At 38.3% G+C, this 15,659-nt stretch carries 16 protein-coding genes; 6 read left to right on the forward strand and 10 right to left on the reverse strand.

Translation table 11 applies throughout. The features are described 5' to 3' along the window. The first annotated feature begins 100 nt into the window (after positions 1-100). Positions 101-1,294, forward strand: a complete 1,194-nt coding sequence (gene cls / locus MKY06_RS26400; RefSeq protein WP_049815259.1) for a cardiolipin synthase — start codon at positions 101-103, stop codon at positions 1,292-1,294. Between the two features lie 24 nt (positions 1,295-1,318). After that, on the forward strand, positions 1,319-2,272 hold the full coding sequence (gene uvsE / locus MKY06_RS26405) for a UV DNA damage repair endonuclease UvsE (protein WP_013059839.1): 954 nt from the start codon (positions 1,319-1,321) through the stop codon (positions 2,270-2,272). Positions 2,273-2,303: 31 nt separating this feature from the next. On the opposite strand, the gene argS is transcribed toward uvsE, so the two are convergent. From argS to speE, 4 genes are all read right to left on the reverse strand, one after another. Continuing rightward, on the reverse strand, positions 2,304-3,974 hold the full coding sequence (gene argS, locus MKY06_RS26410) for an arginine--tRNA ligase (RefSeq protein ID WP_025601750.1): 1,671 nt from the start codon (positions 3,972-3,974) through the stop codon (positions 2,304-2,306). Further along, positions 3,971-4,411, reverse strand: coding sequence for a DUF1934 domain-containing protein (locus MKY06_RS26415; RefSeq protein WP_014457736.1), 441 nt, complete (start codon positions 4,409-4,411; stop codon positions 3,971-3,973). Before MKY06_RS26415 ends, argS begins: the two co-directional genes overlap by 4 nt. 187 nt (positions 4,412-4,598) lie before the next feature. Beyond that, positions 4,599-5,477, reverse strand: coding sequence for an agmatinase (gene speB, locus MKY06_RS26420; RefSeq protein ID WP_216888906.1), 879 nt, complete (start codon positions 5,475-5,477; stop codon positions 4,599-4,601). Positions 5,478-5,552: 75 nt separating this feature from the next. After that, on the reverse strand, positions 5,553-6,380 hold the full coding sequence (gene speE / locus MKY06_RS26425; RefSeq protein ID WP_013059843.1) for a spermidine synthase: 828 nt from the start codon (positions 6,378-6,380) through the stop codon (positions 5,553-5,555). Between the two features lie 266 nt (positions 6,381-6,646). On the opposite strand from speE, the gene MKY06_RS26430 reads away from it, so the two are divergent. Beyond that, positions 6,647-8,713: a transglycosylase domain-containing protein gene (locus MKY06_RS26430; RefSeq protein ID WP_289920428.1), complete on the forward strand. Its 2,067-nt coding sequence runs from the start codon at positions 6,647-6,649 to the stop codon at positions 8,711-8,713. A gap of 37 nt (positions 8,714-8,750) precedes the next feature. On the opposite strand, the gene MKY06_RS26435 is transcribed toward MKY06_RS26430, so the two are convergent. Continuing rightward, positions 8,751-9,263, reverse strand: a complete 513-nt coding sequence (locus MKY06_RS26435) for a YwhD family protein (RefSeq protein ID WP_013059845.1) — start codon at positions 9,261-9,263, stop codon at positions 8,751-8,753. A 19-nt stretch (positions 9,264-9,282) separates the two neighbouring features. Beyond that, positions 9,283-9,927: a site-2 protease family protein gene (locus MKY06_RS26440; protein ID WP_013059846.1), complete on the reverse strand. Its 645-nt coding sequence runs from the start codon at positions 9,925-9,927 to the stop codon at positions 9,283-9,285. 274 nt (positions 9,928-10,201) lie between these two features. On the opposite strand from MKY06_RS26440, the gene MKY06_RS26445 reads away from it, so the two are divergent. After that, positions 10,202-10,387 carry a 2-hydroxymuconate tautomerase gene (locus MKY06_RS26445; RefSeq protein ID WP_013059847.1) on the forward strand — a complete coding sequence of 62 codons (186 nt, stop codon included), beginning with the start codon at positions 10,202-10,204 and terminating at the stop codon, positions 10,385-10,387. A 46-nt stretch (positions 10,388-10,433) separates the two neighbouring features. On the opposite strand, the gene MKY06_RS26450 is transcribed toward MKY06_RS26445, so the two are convergent. The 3 genes from MKY06_RS26450 to MKY06_RS26460 form a co-directional block, all read right to left on the reverse strand. After that, positions 10,434-10,943 (reverse strand): YwgA family protein, encoded by a 510-nt coding sequence (locus tag MKY06_RS26450; RefSeq protein ID WP_029319424.1) that lies wholly within the window; start codon positions 10,941-10,943, stop codon positions 10,434-10,436. A 23-nt stretch (positions 10,944-10,966) separates the two neighbouring features. Then, positions 10,967-12,274, reverse strand: coding sequence for an HD domain-containing protein (locus MKY06_RS26455; RefSeq protein ID WP_013059849.1), 1,308 nt, complete (start codon positions 12,272-12,274; stop codon positions 10,967-10,969). Positions 12,275-12,467: 193 nt separating this feature from the next. Beyond that, positions 12,468-12,692 carry a DUF1450 domain-containing protein gene (locus MKY06_RS26460; protein WP_013059850.1) on the reverse strand — a complete coding sequence of 75 codons (225 nt, stop codon included), beginning with the start codon at positions 12,690-12,692 and terminating at the stop codon, positions 12,468-12,470. 201 nt (positions 12,693-12,893) lie between these two features. Between MKY06_RS26460 and MKY06_RS26465 the strand changes: the two genes are divergently transcribed. Together MKY06_RS26465 and MKY06_RS26470 are read left to right on the forward strand one after the other, a co-directional pair. Beyond that, complete coding sequence (locus MKY06_RS26465; protein ID WP_289920435.1) at positions 12,894-13,568, forward strand: RsfA family transcriptional regulator; 675 nt, start codon at positions 12,894-12,896, stop codon at positions 13,566-13,568. A gap of 128 nt (positions 13,569-13,696) precedes the next feature. Next, the gene (locus MKY06_RS26470; RefSeq protein ID WP_013059852.1) at positions 13,697-14,548 is read left to right on the forward strand and encodes a lipoate--protein ligase family protein; all 852 of its coding nucleotides are present in this window, start codon (positions 13,697-13,699) and stop codon (positions 14,546-14,548) included. A gap of 31 nt (positions 14,549-14,579) precedes the next feature. Here MKY06_RS26470 and pta read toward each other — a convergent pair whose 3' ends face one another. Beyond that, entirely contained in the window at positions 14,580-15,551 is a 972-nt protein-coding gene (gene pta, locus MKY06_RS26475; protein ID WP_013059853.1) for a phosphate acetyltransferase, read from the reverse strand. Between the last annotated feature and the right edge of the window lie 108 nt (positions 15,552-15,659).

Genomic DNA, 15,659 nt, shown 5'->3' on the forward strand with positions numbered 1-15,659 from the left:
TCAGTCAATATCTTTTCTTTCTTTTGTTCATATTCTATTTAAACAAGGTGACACTAAGAACAACATAAAATGTATTTACATCGGGAAAAGAGGTGACATGATGAGCGGCATGGTTGTAATTTTACTTTTTATTATTTTTATTGCTTGGCTTGCAATTGACCTTGGCGTTGGAAAGAAAGTATTTTCTCAGGCTGAAAATACATTTCCAAAGCGCAGTGCTTCTCTTTTTTTGTTCGCAGACGGGAATGTCTTGTATAAAGATTTATTTCACGAAATAGAAAATGCCTCTTCATTTATCCATTTATCGTTTTACATCGTACAAAATGATGAAGTTAGCCAAGATTTTTTAGATTTACTAGTCCAAAAAGCACAGCAAAATATTGAAGTCCGGTTATTGGTAGACCGTGTGGGAAGCTATAAAATCAAGAAAAACAAAATTGCATTCTTAAAAAAACAAGGTGTTCATTTTGCTTACAGTCGAACGCTACGGTGGCCTTATTTGTTTTATACACTCAACGCACGCAATCACCGTAAAATGGCCGTTATTGATGGGAAAGTGGGCTACATTGGCGGTTTTAATATCGGAAGAGAATATTTAGGACTCGACGCCAAGCTTGGGGTGTGGAAAGATTACCACCTGCGTATGGAAGGTGAAGGTATCCAAGATCTTCAAATGCAGCTGTTGAGCGACTGGTATGCTGCTACCGGCTTAGACCTGCGTAAAATGGAAAGATACTTTCCACCAACCTCTGAAGGAGACTATGTTATTCAGCTACAGTCGACTGAAGGTTTTTCACTTGAAGAAAGCTTTTTATCGATTATCAACCAAGCCAATAGGGAATTGTACATAGGTACTCCTTATTTTATTCCAAGTGAACCTTTGATGAATGCTTTATTGCAAGCTCGTGCACGGGGAGTACAAGTTCATATTTTAATTCCAATGCGTGCAGATCAACCGCTTGTTCATCATGCTGCGTTTGCCTATCTTCCTACATTACTTCAAGCAGGCTGTATGATTTATCAATATTATTACGGTTTTTACCACGCAAAAGTATTAATTGCAGACAATGTTATCTGCGATGTAGGAACGGCTAATTTTGATAAAAGAAGCTTGTTCTTAAACGCTGAAATCAACTGTTTAATCTATGATGCCACATATATTGAAGAGGTAAAGAACAGCTTTAAAGCTTGTATGGGGGAATGCCCGGTTTTGTCTTTAGAAGATGTCAAAAACCGAACATGGAGTGAAAAATTAAAGCAAGGATTTGCAACCTTTATTTCTCCGTTACTTTAATGAACGAAAAGAGGAAGATTTATCATGAAAATTAGATTTGGCTATGTATCACATGCCCTGTCGCTTTGGGACTGCTCACCTGCTAAAACCCTCACGTTTACTAGATGGAAAAAAATGAAAAAAGACGAGAGACTGGATAAGCTTCATCACGTCACAAAACAAAATTTGAATCATACTAAGCGCGCTTTACATTTTAATATTGCTCATGAAATTATGCTGTATCGATTATCATCTTCTCTTGTCCCTTTAGCGACTCATCCTGAAGTAGATTGGAATTACATTGATGCGTTCCAAGACGATTGGTCAGAGATAGGAGAATTGATTCGGAATCATCAGCTGCGCGTGAGTTTTCATCCCAATCAGTTCACATTATTTACAAGCGATAAAAAACATATTACAGACAATGCGGTAAAAGATATGGATTATCACTATAGAATGCTTGAAGCGATGGGAGTAGCCGATCAAGCCCTTATTAATATTCATGTAGGAGGAGCCTATGGCAATAAAGAAAAAGCGATCGGTCGATTTCATGAAAACATTCAAACGCTGCCACCTGTCATTAAAAAGCGCATGACTCTTGAAAATGATGATAAAACATATACAACTGAAGAAACATTAGCTGTATGCGAAAAAGAGAAAGTCCCTCTCCTTTTTGATTATCACCACCACAAAGCAAATGAAGGAGAAGAACCTCTTGAATTATTGCTCCCTCGTATCTTTGACACGTGGAAACATATCGGGTTAAAACCAAAAGTACATATCTCTTCTCCTAAATCTGAAAAAGAATTTAGAAGTCACTCTGATTATGTCTCAACTGATTTTATCGCACCTTTTTTGCAAATAGCTAAAGATATCGGACAAGATTTTGACGTAATGATTGAAGCAAAGTTAAAAGATAAAGCGATGCTAAAATTAGTGGAAGATTTAGCATCAATGAGAGGAGTAAAGCGTACGGGAGGCGCCACGCTTGTTTTTTAAATAAAAAAAGAGCCAAGAGGCTCTTTTTTTGTTACATTTTTTCAGGTGCTGAAACACCAATTAGTTTTAAGGAGTTTTGAAGCGTTACTTGAACAGCTTTCACTAGTTCAATACGTGCTTTACTTGTTTCTACATTATCGCTGTCTAATACTTTTTCTGCATTATAGAAGCTATGGAACGTAGAAGCAAGATCAAATACATAGTTCGTAATGCGGTGGGGAATACGTTTTGTTGCTGCTTCCGCTACGGCCTGAGGGAACTCTCCGATTTTCTTCAGCAGTTCCATTTCTTTTTCTGCACTAATTAATGAAAGGTCAGCGCCAGATGTTGATTGAATCCCCATCTCTTCACCTTGACGAAGAATACTGCAAATACGGGCATGAGCATATTGCGCGTAGTATACAGGATTTTCATTAGATTGAGAAACAGCTAAATCTAAATCAAAGTCTAAATGTGTATCCGCACTTCTCATCGCAAAGAAGTAGCGAGTTGCATCAAGGCCTACCTCTTCTACTAGATCACGCATTGTTACTGCTTTACCTGTACGTTTGCTCATCTTCATTTTTTCGCCATTTTGATACAGTTGAACCATTTGAATAATTTCTACTTCCAGCGTATCTTTTTCATAACCAAGCGCTTGAATCGCCGCTTTCATACGAGGAATATATCCATGGTGGTCGGCTCCCCAAATGTTAATTAGCTTATCAAATCCGCGTTGAATTTTGTCTTGGTGATACGCAATATCTGGTGTTAAGTACGTAAATGAACCGTCATTTTTAATTAACACACGGTCTTTATCATCACCAAATGTCGTAGAACGGAACCACGTAGCACCTTCTTCTTCATATACATGGCCTTGTTTTTTCAGCGTTTCAAGTGCAATTGAGATTTTATCATTTTTATAAAGAGACGTTTCAGAATACCATACGTCAAATTTCACACGGAACTGTTCAAGATCACGCTTTAATTTAGCTAACTCATAATCTAACCCGTATTGACGGAAGAATTCAAAACGCTCTTCTTCAGAAGCATTTGCATACTTGTCTCCGTGCTCTTTTGCTAGCTCTTTTCCGATGTTTATAATGTCAGCACCATGATAGCCGTCTGCAGGCATTTCTTTCTCTAAACCAAGAGCCTGCATGTAGCGTGCTTCTACTGAATAAGCCAGGTTATTAATTTGGTTACCAGCATCATTGATATAATATTCACGTGACACATCGTAACCTGCTTTTTCAAGAACATTACATAATGAGTCTCCAACTGCAGCACCGCGGGCATGTCCTAAATGTAAATCCCCTGTCGGATTAGCTGAAACAAACTCAACCTGTACTTTTTGTCCGTTCCCTACGTTTGTTTGACCGTACGCTTCACCAGCTTTTACAATCGTTGGGATAAGCTCTGTTAAATAAGAATTATTCATATAAAAGTTGATGAATCCAGGGCCTGCAATGTCAATTTTCTCGATAGATGCTTTTGATTTATCGAAGTTTGCTACAAGCTCTTCAGCGATAACACGCGGTGCTTTTTTGGCAATACGAGCTAGCTGCATAGCCATATTGGTAGAATAATCACCATGTGTTTTATCTTTTGGGGTTTCTAATAGAACTTCTGGAAGTTCTGCTTTTTCAGCAAGTCCTGCTTTGACCACAGCATCTTGAATTTCAGCTTTTAATTTTTGCTGCACTTGTTCGACGATGTTCATTTTTTCTCCTCCTTGAATGTAATGGTTAACGCATATTTCCCGGTAGGCTGACCCTGTACTTCTAGATCATACGTTAAAAATAATCGACCCTTTTGAGTCATTTGTTTATATTCAATGTTATGAGCGAATGTTAGTAAATCCATACGTCCATAAGGGCTTATATAAGTTCCTTCGATCTGTACCTTTTTACGAAACGATTGCTTCATTTGAACAGCACCGGTTCGATTAATTGATACTTCATCTTCGCTAATTTTCACCATTGTTCTAATATCTCCGATTTCCTCTTGGCGCTCTGTGTATGTAAGATAAATTTTCGATCCTTTTTCATAATACATACCTTTTGCATTTACCGATGTTGTCTCTTTTCGGTGACCATCGCGGATATCCGTCACAATTTTAACTTCAATGGGTTTCTTGACTTCTGAAGCGTTACTCACAAAAGACACTTCCTTATTAAAATGAATACGTTATAACTTAAATAGTATAAACATTCTAAAGAAAGAATTCAATAATACTTCAAAGGAAATATGATAGGTACGCCGAGAATTCACCTTTTTACAGGACGTGACGCATTCACATATTCCAAATAAAAAAGGCAGCCACAGCGGCCGCCTTTTACTTTATTTATTTCTTTTGTACCCAGCCTAAGATCATTTCGCGAATAAGCTTGCTTGCTGTATTAGCTGTTTGTTCAGACGGATCATAAATTGGAGCTACTTCTACTAAATCTCCCCCGACAATGCGAAGATCTGATTTAGCAATTGCGTGAATAGAAGCTAAAAGCTCTTTTGACGTGATACCGCCTGCATCTACTGTTCCTGTACCAGGAGCGTGCGCTGGATCTAATACATCGATATCAATTGTTACATAAACAGGACGACCTGCAAGTGTTGGTAGAATCTCTTTTAACGGCTCTAGAACTTCAAATTTTGAAATATGCATGCCGTTTTCTTTTGCCCATTGAAATTCTTCTTTCATTCCTGAACGAATACCAAATGAATAAACATTCTCCGGTCCGATTAGTTCTGCAACTTTACGAATCGGAGTGGAATGAGAAAGTGGTTCTCCTTCATACTCTTCACGAAGGTCTGTATGAGCATCCATATGGATAATGGCCAAATCCGGGTATTTTTTATACATAGCTTTCATAACAGGCCAAGAAACCAAATGCTCTCCGCCCATGCCTAATGGGAACTTGTCTGCTGTTAAAAGCTGGTCGATATACTCTTCAATCATATTTAAGCTGCGCTGAGGATTCCCAAATGGAAGTGGAATATCTCCTGCATCAAAATATTTTACTTCCTCTAGCTCTCGATCTAAATACGGGCTGTATTCTTCTAATCCAATTGATACTTCACGAATACGAGTTGGGCCAAATCGTGAACCTGGACGATAGCTAACTGTCCAGTCCATTGGCATTCCATAAAGAACCGCTTCACTTTCTTCAAAAACAGGGTGACTGCCGATAAATACATTACCTGAATAAGCTTCATCAAAACGCATATTTTGTTCCTCCTTCATTATTCATAGAAAAGATGCCAGCCTTAAACCTCTGGCATCTCACTTGTATGTGATAACTTATTTAATAAGATCTTGCACAAATTTAGGTAAAGCAAATGCGGCTTTGTGCAATTCTTTTGTGTAATACTTTGTATCAATATCGAAGAAACGATCTTCGCTTACTTCTAATGGATCATGTTTCTTTGACCCCATTGTAAATGTCCATAAACCGCTTGGGTACGTTGGAATATTTGCTACGTATAGACGTGTAATCGGGAAGATTTCTCTTACATCACGCTGAACATTTGAGATAAGTTCTGGCGTAAACCAAGGGTTGTCCGATTGAGCAACAAAGATACCATCTTCTTTAAGTGCTTTTGAGATACCTGCATAGAATCCTTTTGTAAATAAATTTACAGCTGGACCTACTGGCTCTGTTGAATCCACTAAAATGACATCGTATTCGTTTTCGCTTTTAGCGATGTGCATAAATCCGTCATCTACTTGTACATCAACACGAGGATCTTCTAGTTTGCCCGCAATTGAAGGTAAGAATTTTTTTGAGTACTCAATAACTTTTCCATCGATATCAACTAACGTCGCTTTTTTTACGCTTGGGTGTTTTAAGATTTCACGGATTACGCCTCCGTCTCCTCCACCTACAACTAGTACGTTTTCTGGATTTGGATGCGTAAATAACGGTACGTGCGCAACCATTTCATGATAAACGAACTCATCTTTTTCTGTTGTCATTACCATACCGTCAAGTAGGAGCATGTTACCAAACTCTTCTGTTTCAACCATGTCTAATTTTTGAAACTCCGTTTGCTCTGTATGTAAAGTGCGATTAATTTTAGCTGTAATACCAAAGTTCTTTGTTTGCTTTTCTGTGAACCATAATTCCATTTCAAACTCTTCCCTTCTATTTTGAGAATTAACCTATGCATAGATTACCCTAACATAATTTATACAAACATGAAAAAAGTATAGATGAATTCAGCAAAAAAGCAAGTAAAATTTTTAGCAATGGAGGTTTAAAACCACCTTTTCTATTTCATACTGATGATAGATACAAGCTTTAGAATCTACTTGCATCGCTCTTTTAATAGAATTTTGTTGTGTTGAAAACAACATGTACGGTGCATAGTGACACATATTGGTGGTGAATAGAAATGGAAACGGTATTAACCGAACATTTAAAAAAGGCAAGACGCATCTTCCGAATTCTTCTCGTCCTTGGTATATTAGCGGGGGCTTTATTATTGTTTGCCTACATAAGCATCTTTCTCTACGCCAAAATCGCTGGCCCCCCTCCGCTAAACGTTTCTCAAACAGCTGTTTTCTACTCAGCAAACGGTAAAGTTCTTGATGAAGTTCACAATGGACAAAAGCGCTACTGGGTTTCACTTAATCAAATTTCACCTTACGTAAAAGATGCGACTTTAGCCGTTGAAGATAAGCGCTTCTATGAGCATCACGGCTTTGATATGCATCGAATCGCCGGAGCAGTTGTAGCTGATATAAAAGCTATGGGAAAAGTACAGGGTGCGAGTACCATTACTCAGCAGTATGCACGAAACTTGTTTTTAGAGCACGACAAAACGTGGACTAGAAAGCTTCAAGAAGCTCTGTATACGATTCGGTTAGAAATGAATTATAGTAAAGACCAAATTCTAGAAGGCTACATGAATACGATTTACTACGGTCATGGAGCTTATGGAATTGAAGCTGCAGCTAGGCTGTATTTTGATAAGCACGCCAAAAATTTGACGTTAAGTGAAGCGAGTATGTTAGCAGGTATTCCAAAAGGCCCTAGCTACTACTCTCCTCTTATTCATCAAGAAAATGCAAAAAAACGACAAAATATCATTTTATCTCTTATGAAAGAGGATGGAATTATTACAGCCAAGCAAGCAACAAAAGCGCTTGTAACACCTCTAGCATTCGCAAAGCCTGCCGAAAAAGATCCTAATAAAGAAGATGCTTCTTACTTTATGGATGCAGCGCTAGCAGAATTAAAGCAAGATTTAGGCATTGATGAAACCATGATTTACACAAATGGACTTCGCGTTTATACAACGCTGGATGAAAAGATGCAGCGAACGGCAGAAGAAAAAATGAAGGATGTTATCAGCAGCTCTTCAGACGTACAAAGTGCATTTGTTGCGATGAATCCTAAAAATGGACAAGTGAAAGCTCTTATTGGTGGAAGAGATTATGAAAAGAGCCCGTTTAATCGCGCGACTCAAGCAATAAGACAGCCTGGCTCAACGATGAAGCCATTTTTATACTATGCGGCGTTAAAAGATGGTTTTACTGAATCTACTCCAATGAAAAGTGAAGAAACGACGTTCAAATTGGAAGATGGCGTTTCGACATACACGCCTAGTAACTATCACAATTATTATGCAGATGCTCCTATTACAATGGCTCAAGCCATCGCGCTTTCAGATAATATTTATGCCGTAAAAACGCATTTGTTCATTGGGGAAAACCGCTTGATTGAAACTGCTAAAACACTTGGAATATCATCACCTTTAAAGAAAGTTCCATCTTTAGCTCTTGGAACTTCGCCTGTCAAAGTCATTGATATGGTTAATGCGTACGGCATCTTTGCTAATGGCGGAAAAGAAATTCGTCCAACATTTATTAAACGAATTGAAACCCATGACGGAGAAGTTGTTTATCAAGCTCCTTCCGAACAGAAACAAGTCATTGATAAGCGCTATGCTTTTCTTACTACCCATTTAATGACAGGCATGTTTAATCAAAAGCTAAATGACTATACAACCGTCACTGGAAAGCCTATTTCTAAATATGTATCTCGTCCTTACGCGGGAAAATCCGGCACAACCTCTACGGACAGCTGGATGATTGGCTACTCTCCTCAGCTCGTTTCAGGCGTTTGGGTTGGATATGATCAAGGAAGGACAATGGATGATGTAGCTGAAAAAGGATACGCAAAAAAAATGTGGGCATTATTTATGGAAGATGCTTTAAAAGGGAAGAAAAAAGAAAAGTTTAAAGCACCAAACGGATTAATGAGCGTAAACATTAATCCTCAAAATGGAAAGTTAGCATCCAAATCATGCCCTGTTCAATATAAAGCTTATTATTTAACTGGAACACAGCCAAAAACATATTGTACTGACCACATCGATCATGCAGCAAAAACGAAGAAAAAAGAGCGTGAAAAAGAAGATAAAAAGTTTCACTGGTTACCCAAATGGTTTGATTAAAAAAAGCTTAAGGCCAAGGCCTTAAGCTTTTTTAGCATTACGATGTTTGAAGCGCTTCTTTTAAGTCATCATTAGATAACGTCCAAATTTCTTCATTATGAGACTTCAAAAACTCACGAAGCAAATCCTTAGACTTGCTATCCATTTCTTCCACCATAATGCGTCGTTTTAAGGATTTATCCATTTTGTTTACATGTTCAGGAAGTGACTTATAGCCGCGGCGTATTTCACGATCAACGGTCATTTCACATGCTGTCATACCTGCGTAGTAAGGTCCTTCTTGCTTGCGATCAATTGTTACCCACACAAGCCAATATAACTTGCCGTTTGGCACCTCGTCTTTATTCGGTAAGAACTTAATTCCTTTTTCCACTACACTTCTTGCATGCATCGCACCGATATCCACAAATACTTCTTCATCGCTCGGACAAACAAAAACTGGTGAAATGTTTTCTAAACTTAACGCTCCAACCCCGTAACCGCCGTGGCCGTCGGTTGAATCGTCTTTTATGATATTAAATCCTATACTTTTCTTTTTTGACTGAGTCATAGTAAGCCTCCTCTATTCATTAAATCAGTGGTGCTAATATCTGCTGAAAGATATTCATAACAAACATTGCTGCTCCGTTTAGAAGCGGCCAGATCACAATTCGATCCAGAGGTGTAATCACAAGAATCAAAAATACAAAAATGCCCCAAGACTCATACTGCGTCATTTTGGCTCGCGTGGACGGCGGAACGAGATCTTCAATCACGCGGTAGCCGTCTAAAGGCGGAAAAGGCAACAAGTTAAATACACCTAGCGTTAGGTTTATTTGAATAAATAATGTAACAAAACGATAAAGCGCATCATTGTCCACTGCGGCGTTATTCATCAAATAATAAATAAGCAAGCCGATAAATGCCAGCACCAAATTGCTAAACGGTCCCGCTATCGATACTAGAATACCAGCTAAACGTGGCTTTTTAAAGAAATAGCGATTAACAGGAACCGGCTTCGCCCACCCAAAACCTGCGATGATTAACAAAAGCGTTCCAAATGGATCTAAATGAGCCAGCGGAGAAAGCGTTAGCCTTCCTTGCTTTTTAGCCGTGTGGTCTCCAAATAAATAAGCTACATACGCATGTGCGAACTCATGCAGCGTGAATGCAACAATAAGCGTCATTACCACGTAAGGAAGGTCTTGCAATGAAAAAGCTAAAAAATGTTCCACTCTTTATCTCCTTTATTTTAAAATAATTTCTACCTATCACATCTACTAGATGAATCTTTTTTTGCGGTAAGAAAGATACAAGGTTTCTTCAAATATGCCCTAAAAGTTCTCAAAGACCAGCGATGTGCTTCCTTTAGGCACACCTGTTTTTTTATATCGATGTTATTATAAAAGTATACTACAGATTATGGCCTCCATCACTATCTCATACTGTCATTTTATTCAGAAAACGGGTACACTAATCATATAATGATCAAAAAGGAGTGTACACATTATGCCAGTTGTAACTGTTAAAATGCTTGAGGGCCGTACAGATGATCAAAAAAGAGCTCTTGTTGAAAAAGTAACGGATGCTGTTGTTGAAACAACAGGTGCAGCACCTGAAAAAGTATCCATTATCATCGAAGAAATGTCTAAAAACCATTACGCTGTAGCGGGCAAACGCATGAGCGATCAATAACGCCTACATAAAAAAGATGCCATAGGAATGAACCTATGGCATTTTTTTAATGGACAGACAGCGTTGCCTGAAGTTTTTCAATATATTTGTATGCTTCTGAAATGTCTTCTTCTGTATAGTTTTGCTTACGCTTTAACGTAAACACTTTTTCTTTTACTTCTTCTTTCGGTAAATTATCGAAATATAAAATCGTAGAGACAAGCTCCAAAAATTTCGAGCTTTGTTCGTTCATATCCTTCATACATTCCTGCAAGTGAGGAAGTTCTAAGTCATAGTGGCTTAGAAATCCTTCCCCCGCTTCTGTTAATACGTAGCGATACTGCATATACCCGCCTTTTTTCTCTTTAACTTCACTTAAAAAGCCTAAGTTACACAGCTCTTCAATTCGAAGCGTTAATTCCTCAGAATAAGGTCCAAAAAAGTGAAAATTATACTTTTCATAAAAAGGAAACTTCAGCTTTTTTCCGATAAATATCATCTTTTGTAACTTTTTTCTGCCAACAACTTCTCCCGCCGCGGAAAATACTTTCACAATCTTTGCGTGATCGTTTAACACAGCCCCTTCAACTCCTATACTATTTAACTCTGATCTCCTTTTAGTAAGTTTATAATCTGATCTTTAACTTTTCGCTTAGACGACAATTGATCAATGAGATCTTGTGGAAAATATAATTTATGATCGGTTCTCTTTTTCCCTGAAATTGCTTCAACAATCTCCGACTGACGTGATAATTCACGCACTTCATTATTTGGCATCAACAGATGAATCGGCAAACGCTCTTCCTCTTCACCCGGTCGATAAAAATCGTATGGTAAGTCGCTTGAAGAATCGACGACTAAATAATAATCTGGATTAATGCCCGCTTTTTTAAATAATGTTGTAAGCTCCATCCACATCTTCATTTGTGAATTCGGATTAAACTCAATGTATTTAAAAAGCTGACGATTCATAAATCTTCGGCATAGATCAGATAAAATTTCATCCTCTTCTTCTTCCCACGCTTGAAAATAAAATAAAATAACAGATTCATCTAATTTCAAATACTCTTTTAGCGATATTTCTTCTTCAAAAATCGAATAAAAATGAGTTGGCTCCTGCTTAAACTCATAGTAATGATGATGGAGCTCTTTTGCACGATGTAAAATTTTTGTCAAAATCACTTCAGCACTTCTCGTAACAGGATGAAAATACACTTGCCAGTACATTTGATAGCGGCTCATAATATAATCTTCAACCGCATGCATACCGCTGTGTTTAATCACGGCTTGGTCTTCCCGAGGGCGCATAACACGCAGAATTCGCTCCATATCAAAATGACCGTAGCTTACTCCTGTGTAATACGCATCACGCTGCAAATAATCCATGCGATCTGCATCAATTTGACTGGAAATCAAACTAACGACAAGCTTATTTTCATATGTTTTCGCAATTACTTCAGCCACTTTTTTAGGAAAATCCTTTCCTACTTTCGTTAACACTTGATTTACCTCTGTGTCACCTACGATAATGGCTTGTGTAAATTCTTCATGGTCTAAGTGGAAAACCTTCTCAAACGAATGTGAAAACGGACCGTGACCTAAATCGTGCAGTAAAGCAGCACAAAGACAAAGAAGACGCTCATCTTCATTCCATTCAGGGCGTCCTTGAAAACCGTCATCAATAATACGGCGCACAATTTCATAAACACCTAAGGAATGACTAAAACGGCTGTGCTCAGCCCCATGAAACGTTAAGTATGTCGTTCCTAGCTGTCTAATACGACGCAGCCTTTGAAATTCGGCTGTCCCAATTAGCTCCCAAATAACACGATCTCTTACATGGATATAGCGGTGAACAGGATCTTTAAATACTTTTTCTTCACTGAGTTTTTCATTAGGATATGTCATTTACATACCTCTCTATCTTCACTTTGTTGTTGCTATAATTTTTCGACACTTACTTCCTATTTTCCTATTCAGAATAAAAAATCACCTTGTCAAGCAACCAAGGTGATTTACCTAACAAACAAGGCGATTCTGTTTGTAAGAAGCTCGTTCGACAAATAAGTAGCAGAAAAGCAGCTATTTATTGTTTCACTATCTATTTTTTTACTTTTTTCTCAATCTTCTCGATTAATTCATCCTCTGTTGGCGCTGCTACAGGACGGTTGTTTACAAATGCAAATGACTTTTTACGTCCGGGTCCACAGTAAGACTGGCAGCCGATTTGTACTTCAGCTTGTTCATCTATTTTTTTAAGTCGAGGTAACAACGTTTTGACGTTTGTTGCCTGACAATCATCACAAATTCTAAATTCATTTGCCATGTTGACACAATCCTTTCAAAATTGGTTCATCATTTTGTCTAAGGGGTATTTTACCCCTATTTGAAGTCCGATGCAAGTTAAAGAAGAAAGCAAAATCTATCATACTCCTAGAAGAAATGGTATAAAGTATGGATTTTTTGTACATGATGATACTACAAAACATGATTACTATGAGTCATGGAAAATAGAGGAGTGAACAAAGTGAAAGATAGACAAGATGCTTGGACAGAAGAAAACGACTTATTATTAGCTGAAACAGTATTGCGCCATGTCCGCGAAGGAAGTACGCAGCTGAATGCGTTTGAAGAAGTTGGAGATGAATTAAATCGCACTTCAGCAGCATGTGGATTCAGATGGAATGCTGTGGTACGCCATCAGTATGAAAAAGCACTTCAGCTAGCCAAAAAACAGCGAAAACAGCGCATGCGTGCACTTGGACAAGAGCAAGGCAAAAAGAAATTATTATATACGCCACCAGCATCTGTAGAGCATGTGGAACAAATGATGTCTGCACCTACAGCAACATATAGCTTATCTGAAACACAAGTAGAAAAAAGCAGCAGTGAAGAGCTTTCAATAGCTGACGTTATTCGCTTTTTGCAAACAATGCCAAATCAAGCGAGCAATTTACAGGCATTGCAAAGCGAAAACAAACGCTTGATGCAAGAAAATACAGAATTAGCTAAGAAAAACACAGAGTTGGAAAAACAAATCAAACATCTCGAGGCAAATGCTACTACTATTCAAGAAGACTATGAAACATTAATGCAAATCATGAACCGTGCGCGAAAGTTAGCTCTATTCGATGAAGAAGAACGTTCTTCTACTACATTTAAAATGGATCGTAACGGAAATCTTGAGAAAATGGCTGAATAAGCTACATGAACGAAGAAAGAGGGATGTCAAACTTGGCTCTTCTTTCTTCTTTTTCTATTTTACAGCCAATGACACGACGCCTTTATGCTATAATATGTTCGTTTACTGTTTATAAAGGGGTTTGAGATATGCAGCAGAATAGTTTAAAGCTTTTAGCACAGCCCGCTTGGCGTATTATTGATCAATCCAGTCTAGGTCCTCATTTTGATGCCCGTCATTCTTTTGCCATCGATGACACGCTTTGTACAACCGTTGGAAGAGGTGAATCTCCAGCTGTCATGCGCTCATGGGTGCATCACGATACGATTGTATTAGGCATCCAAGATACAAAGCTCCCTCATTTAGCTGAAGGTGCAGCTTATTTACATGAACAAGGATATAAAACAATCGTCCGCAATTCAGGCGGCCTCGCTGTCGTACTTGATCAGGATGTTCTAAACATTTCTTTAATTTTTCCTGATGCAGAAAAAGGAATTGATATTGATCGTGGATATGAAGCCATGTTTGATTTGATTAAGGTCATGTTTGCATCTTACGGGACAGCAATTGAAGCGAAGGAAATCGTAGGCTCTTATTGTCCCGGCAGCTTCGATTTAAGCATTCGCAATCAAAAGTTTGCAGGCATTTCACAGCGACGCGTTCGCGGCGGAGTGGCTGTACAAATTTACTTATGCGTTAAAGGAAGCGGTTCTAAGCGTGCTTCTCTCATTCAAGAGTTTTACAAAAAAGGTCTCCAAAACACGGAAACTAAATTTTCATACCCAGATATCGAGCCTCACACAATGGCTTCTCTATCTGAACTATTACAGATTGAGTTAACTGTATCTGATGTCATGCTGCTTTTATTGCAAACACTGAATAGTATGAGCTCTTCTCTTGTAAATATGCCTTTAAATGCTACTGAACAAGAGCTGTTTGAGACGCAGCTGCAGCGCATGTATGACCGCAACGAAAAAGCATTAGGTTCATTAGCCGAATAAAAAAACTCCGCCCTAGGACGGAGTTTTTTTATTACAATGCTTGAGCTGCTGTGATTAAAGCAAGCTTGTACACATCTTCTTCGTTACAACCGCGAGATAGATCGTTTACTGGTTTGTTTAGACCTTGTAAGATTGGACCTACTGCTTCGAAGTTTCCTAGGCGCTGTGCAATTTTGTAACCAATGTTACCTGCTTCAAGGCTTGGGAATACAAATACATTTGCATCTCCTTTAATCACTGAACCTGGTGCTTTCTTTTCAGCTACAGAAGGAACAAATGCTGCGTCGAATTGAAATTCGCCGTCTAATGTTACGCTTGGTGCTAATTCTTTTGCAATTTCTACTGCGTTTGCTACTTTTTCTGTTTCCGGAGATTTTGCTGATCCTTTTGTTGAGAAGCTTAGCATAGCAACACGAGGATCAATATCGAACATTTCAGCTGTACGAGCACTTTCGATAGCAATTTCAGCTAAATCTTGGCTATCAGGTGAAATATTGATTGCACAGTCAGCAAATACGTATTTTTGATCGCCACGAACCATGATAAATACGCCAGATGTTTTCTTAACACCTTGTCTTGTTTTGATAATTTGTAGAGCAGGTCGCACTGTGTCTGCTGTAGAATGAGCGGCTCCGCTTACAAGACCGTCCGCTTTGTTCATATGAACAAGCATTGTGCCAAAATAATTTTCATCTAATAAAATTTTGCGAGCATCTTCTTCTGTTGCCTTACCTTTACGACGCTCAACAAATGCTGCTACCATTTCATCAAATTCAGAGTAGCTTTGAGGATCTAAAACCTCAACACCGTCTAATTTTACGTTTAGTTCTGCTGCTTTTGATGCTACAGCGTCTTTGTTTCCAACAACGATAGGCTTTAAGATATTGTCGGCAGCTAAACGAGAAACAGCACCTAATACGCGCTCATCTAATCCCTCTGGGAATACGATTGATACATCGCTAGCTGATACTTTTTGTTTTAAACCTGTAAATAAATCACTCAAAGTAAATCCTCCTCGATATGTAAAAAACTTTTCTCATAATAGGATACTCCACTTTTTTTAAAAATCAAAGGCATGTCCTTCAAGAATCCATGATTACAAAAAAGTCTT

Source organism: Priestia sp. FSL P4-0332, from assembly GCF_038005845.1.
Classification (GTDB): domain Bacteria; phylum Bacillota; class Bacilli; order Bacillales; family Bacillaceae_H; genus Priestia.

What these genes read in the sequence shown, in the direction of transcription:
- cls (WP_049815259.1), top strand. Translation starts at nt 101, where the DNA reads ATGAGCGGCATGGTTGTAATTTTACTTTTTATTATTTTTATTGCTTGG.
- uvsE (WP_013059839.1), top strand. Translation starts at nt 1,319, where the DNA reads ATGAAAATTAGATTTGGCTATGTATCACATGCCCTGTCGCTTTGGGAC.
- argS (WP_025601750.1), bottom strand. Translation starts at nt 3,974, where the DNA reads ATGAACATCGTCGAACAAGTGCAGCAAAAATTAAAAGCTGAAATTCAA.
- speB (WP_216888906.1), bottom strand. Translation starts at nt 5,477, where the DNA reads ATGCGTTTTGATGAAGCTTATTCAGGTAATGTATTTATCGGCAGTCAC.
- speE (WP_013059843.1), bottom strand. Translation starts at nt 6,380, where the DNA reads ATGGAATTATGGTTCACAGAAAAGCAAACAAAGAACTTTGGTATTACA.
- MKY06_RS26430 (WP_289920428.1), top strand. Translation starts at nt 6,647, where the DNA reads ATGGAAACGGTATTAACCGAACATTTAAAAAAGGCAAGACGCATCTTC.
- MKY06_RS26435 (WP_013059845.1), bottom strand. Translation starts at nt 9,263, where the DNA reads ATGACTCAGTCAAAAAAGAAAAGTATAGGATTTAATATCATAAAAGAC.
- MKY06_RS26445 (WP_013059847.1), top strand. Translation starts at nt 10,202, where the DNA reads ATGCCAGTTGTAACTGTTAAAATGCTTGAGGGCCGTACAGATGATCAA.
- MKY06_RS26455 (WP_013059849.1), bottom strand. Translation starts at nt 12,274, where the DNA reads ATGACATATCCTAATGAAAAACTCAGTGAAGAAAAAGTATTTAAAGAT.
- MKY06_RS26460 (WP_013059850.1), bottom strand. Translation starts at nt 12,692, where the DNA reads ATGGCAAATGAATTTAGAATTTGTGATGATTGTCAGGCAACAAACGTC.
- MKY06_RS26470 (WP_013059852.1), top strand. Translation starts at nt 13,697, where the DNA reads ATGCAGCAGAATAGTTTAAAGCTTTTAGCACAGCCCGCTTGGCGTATT.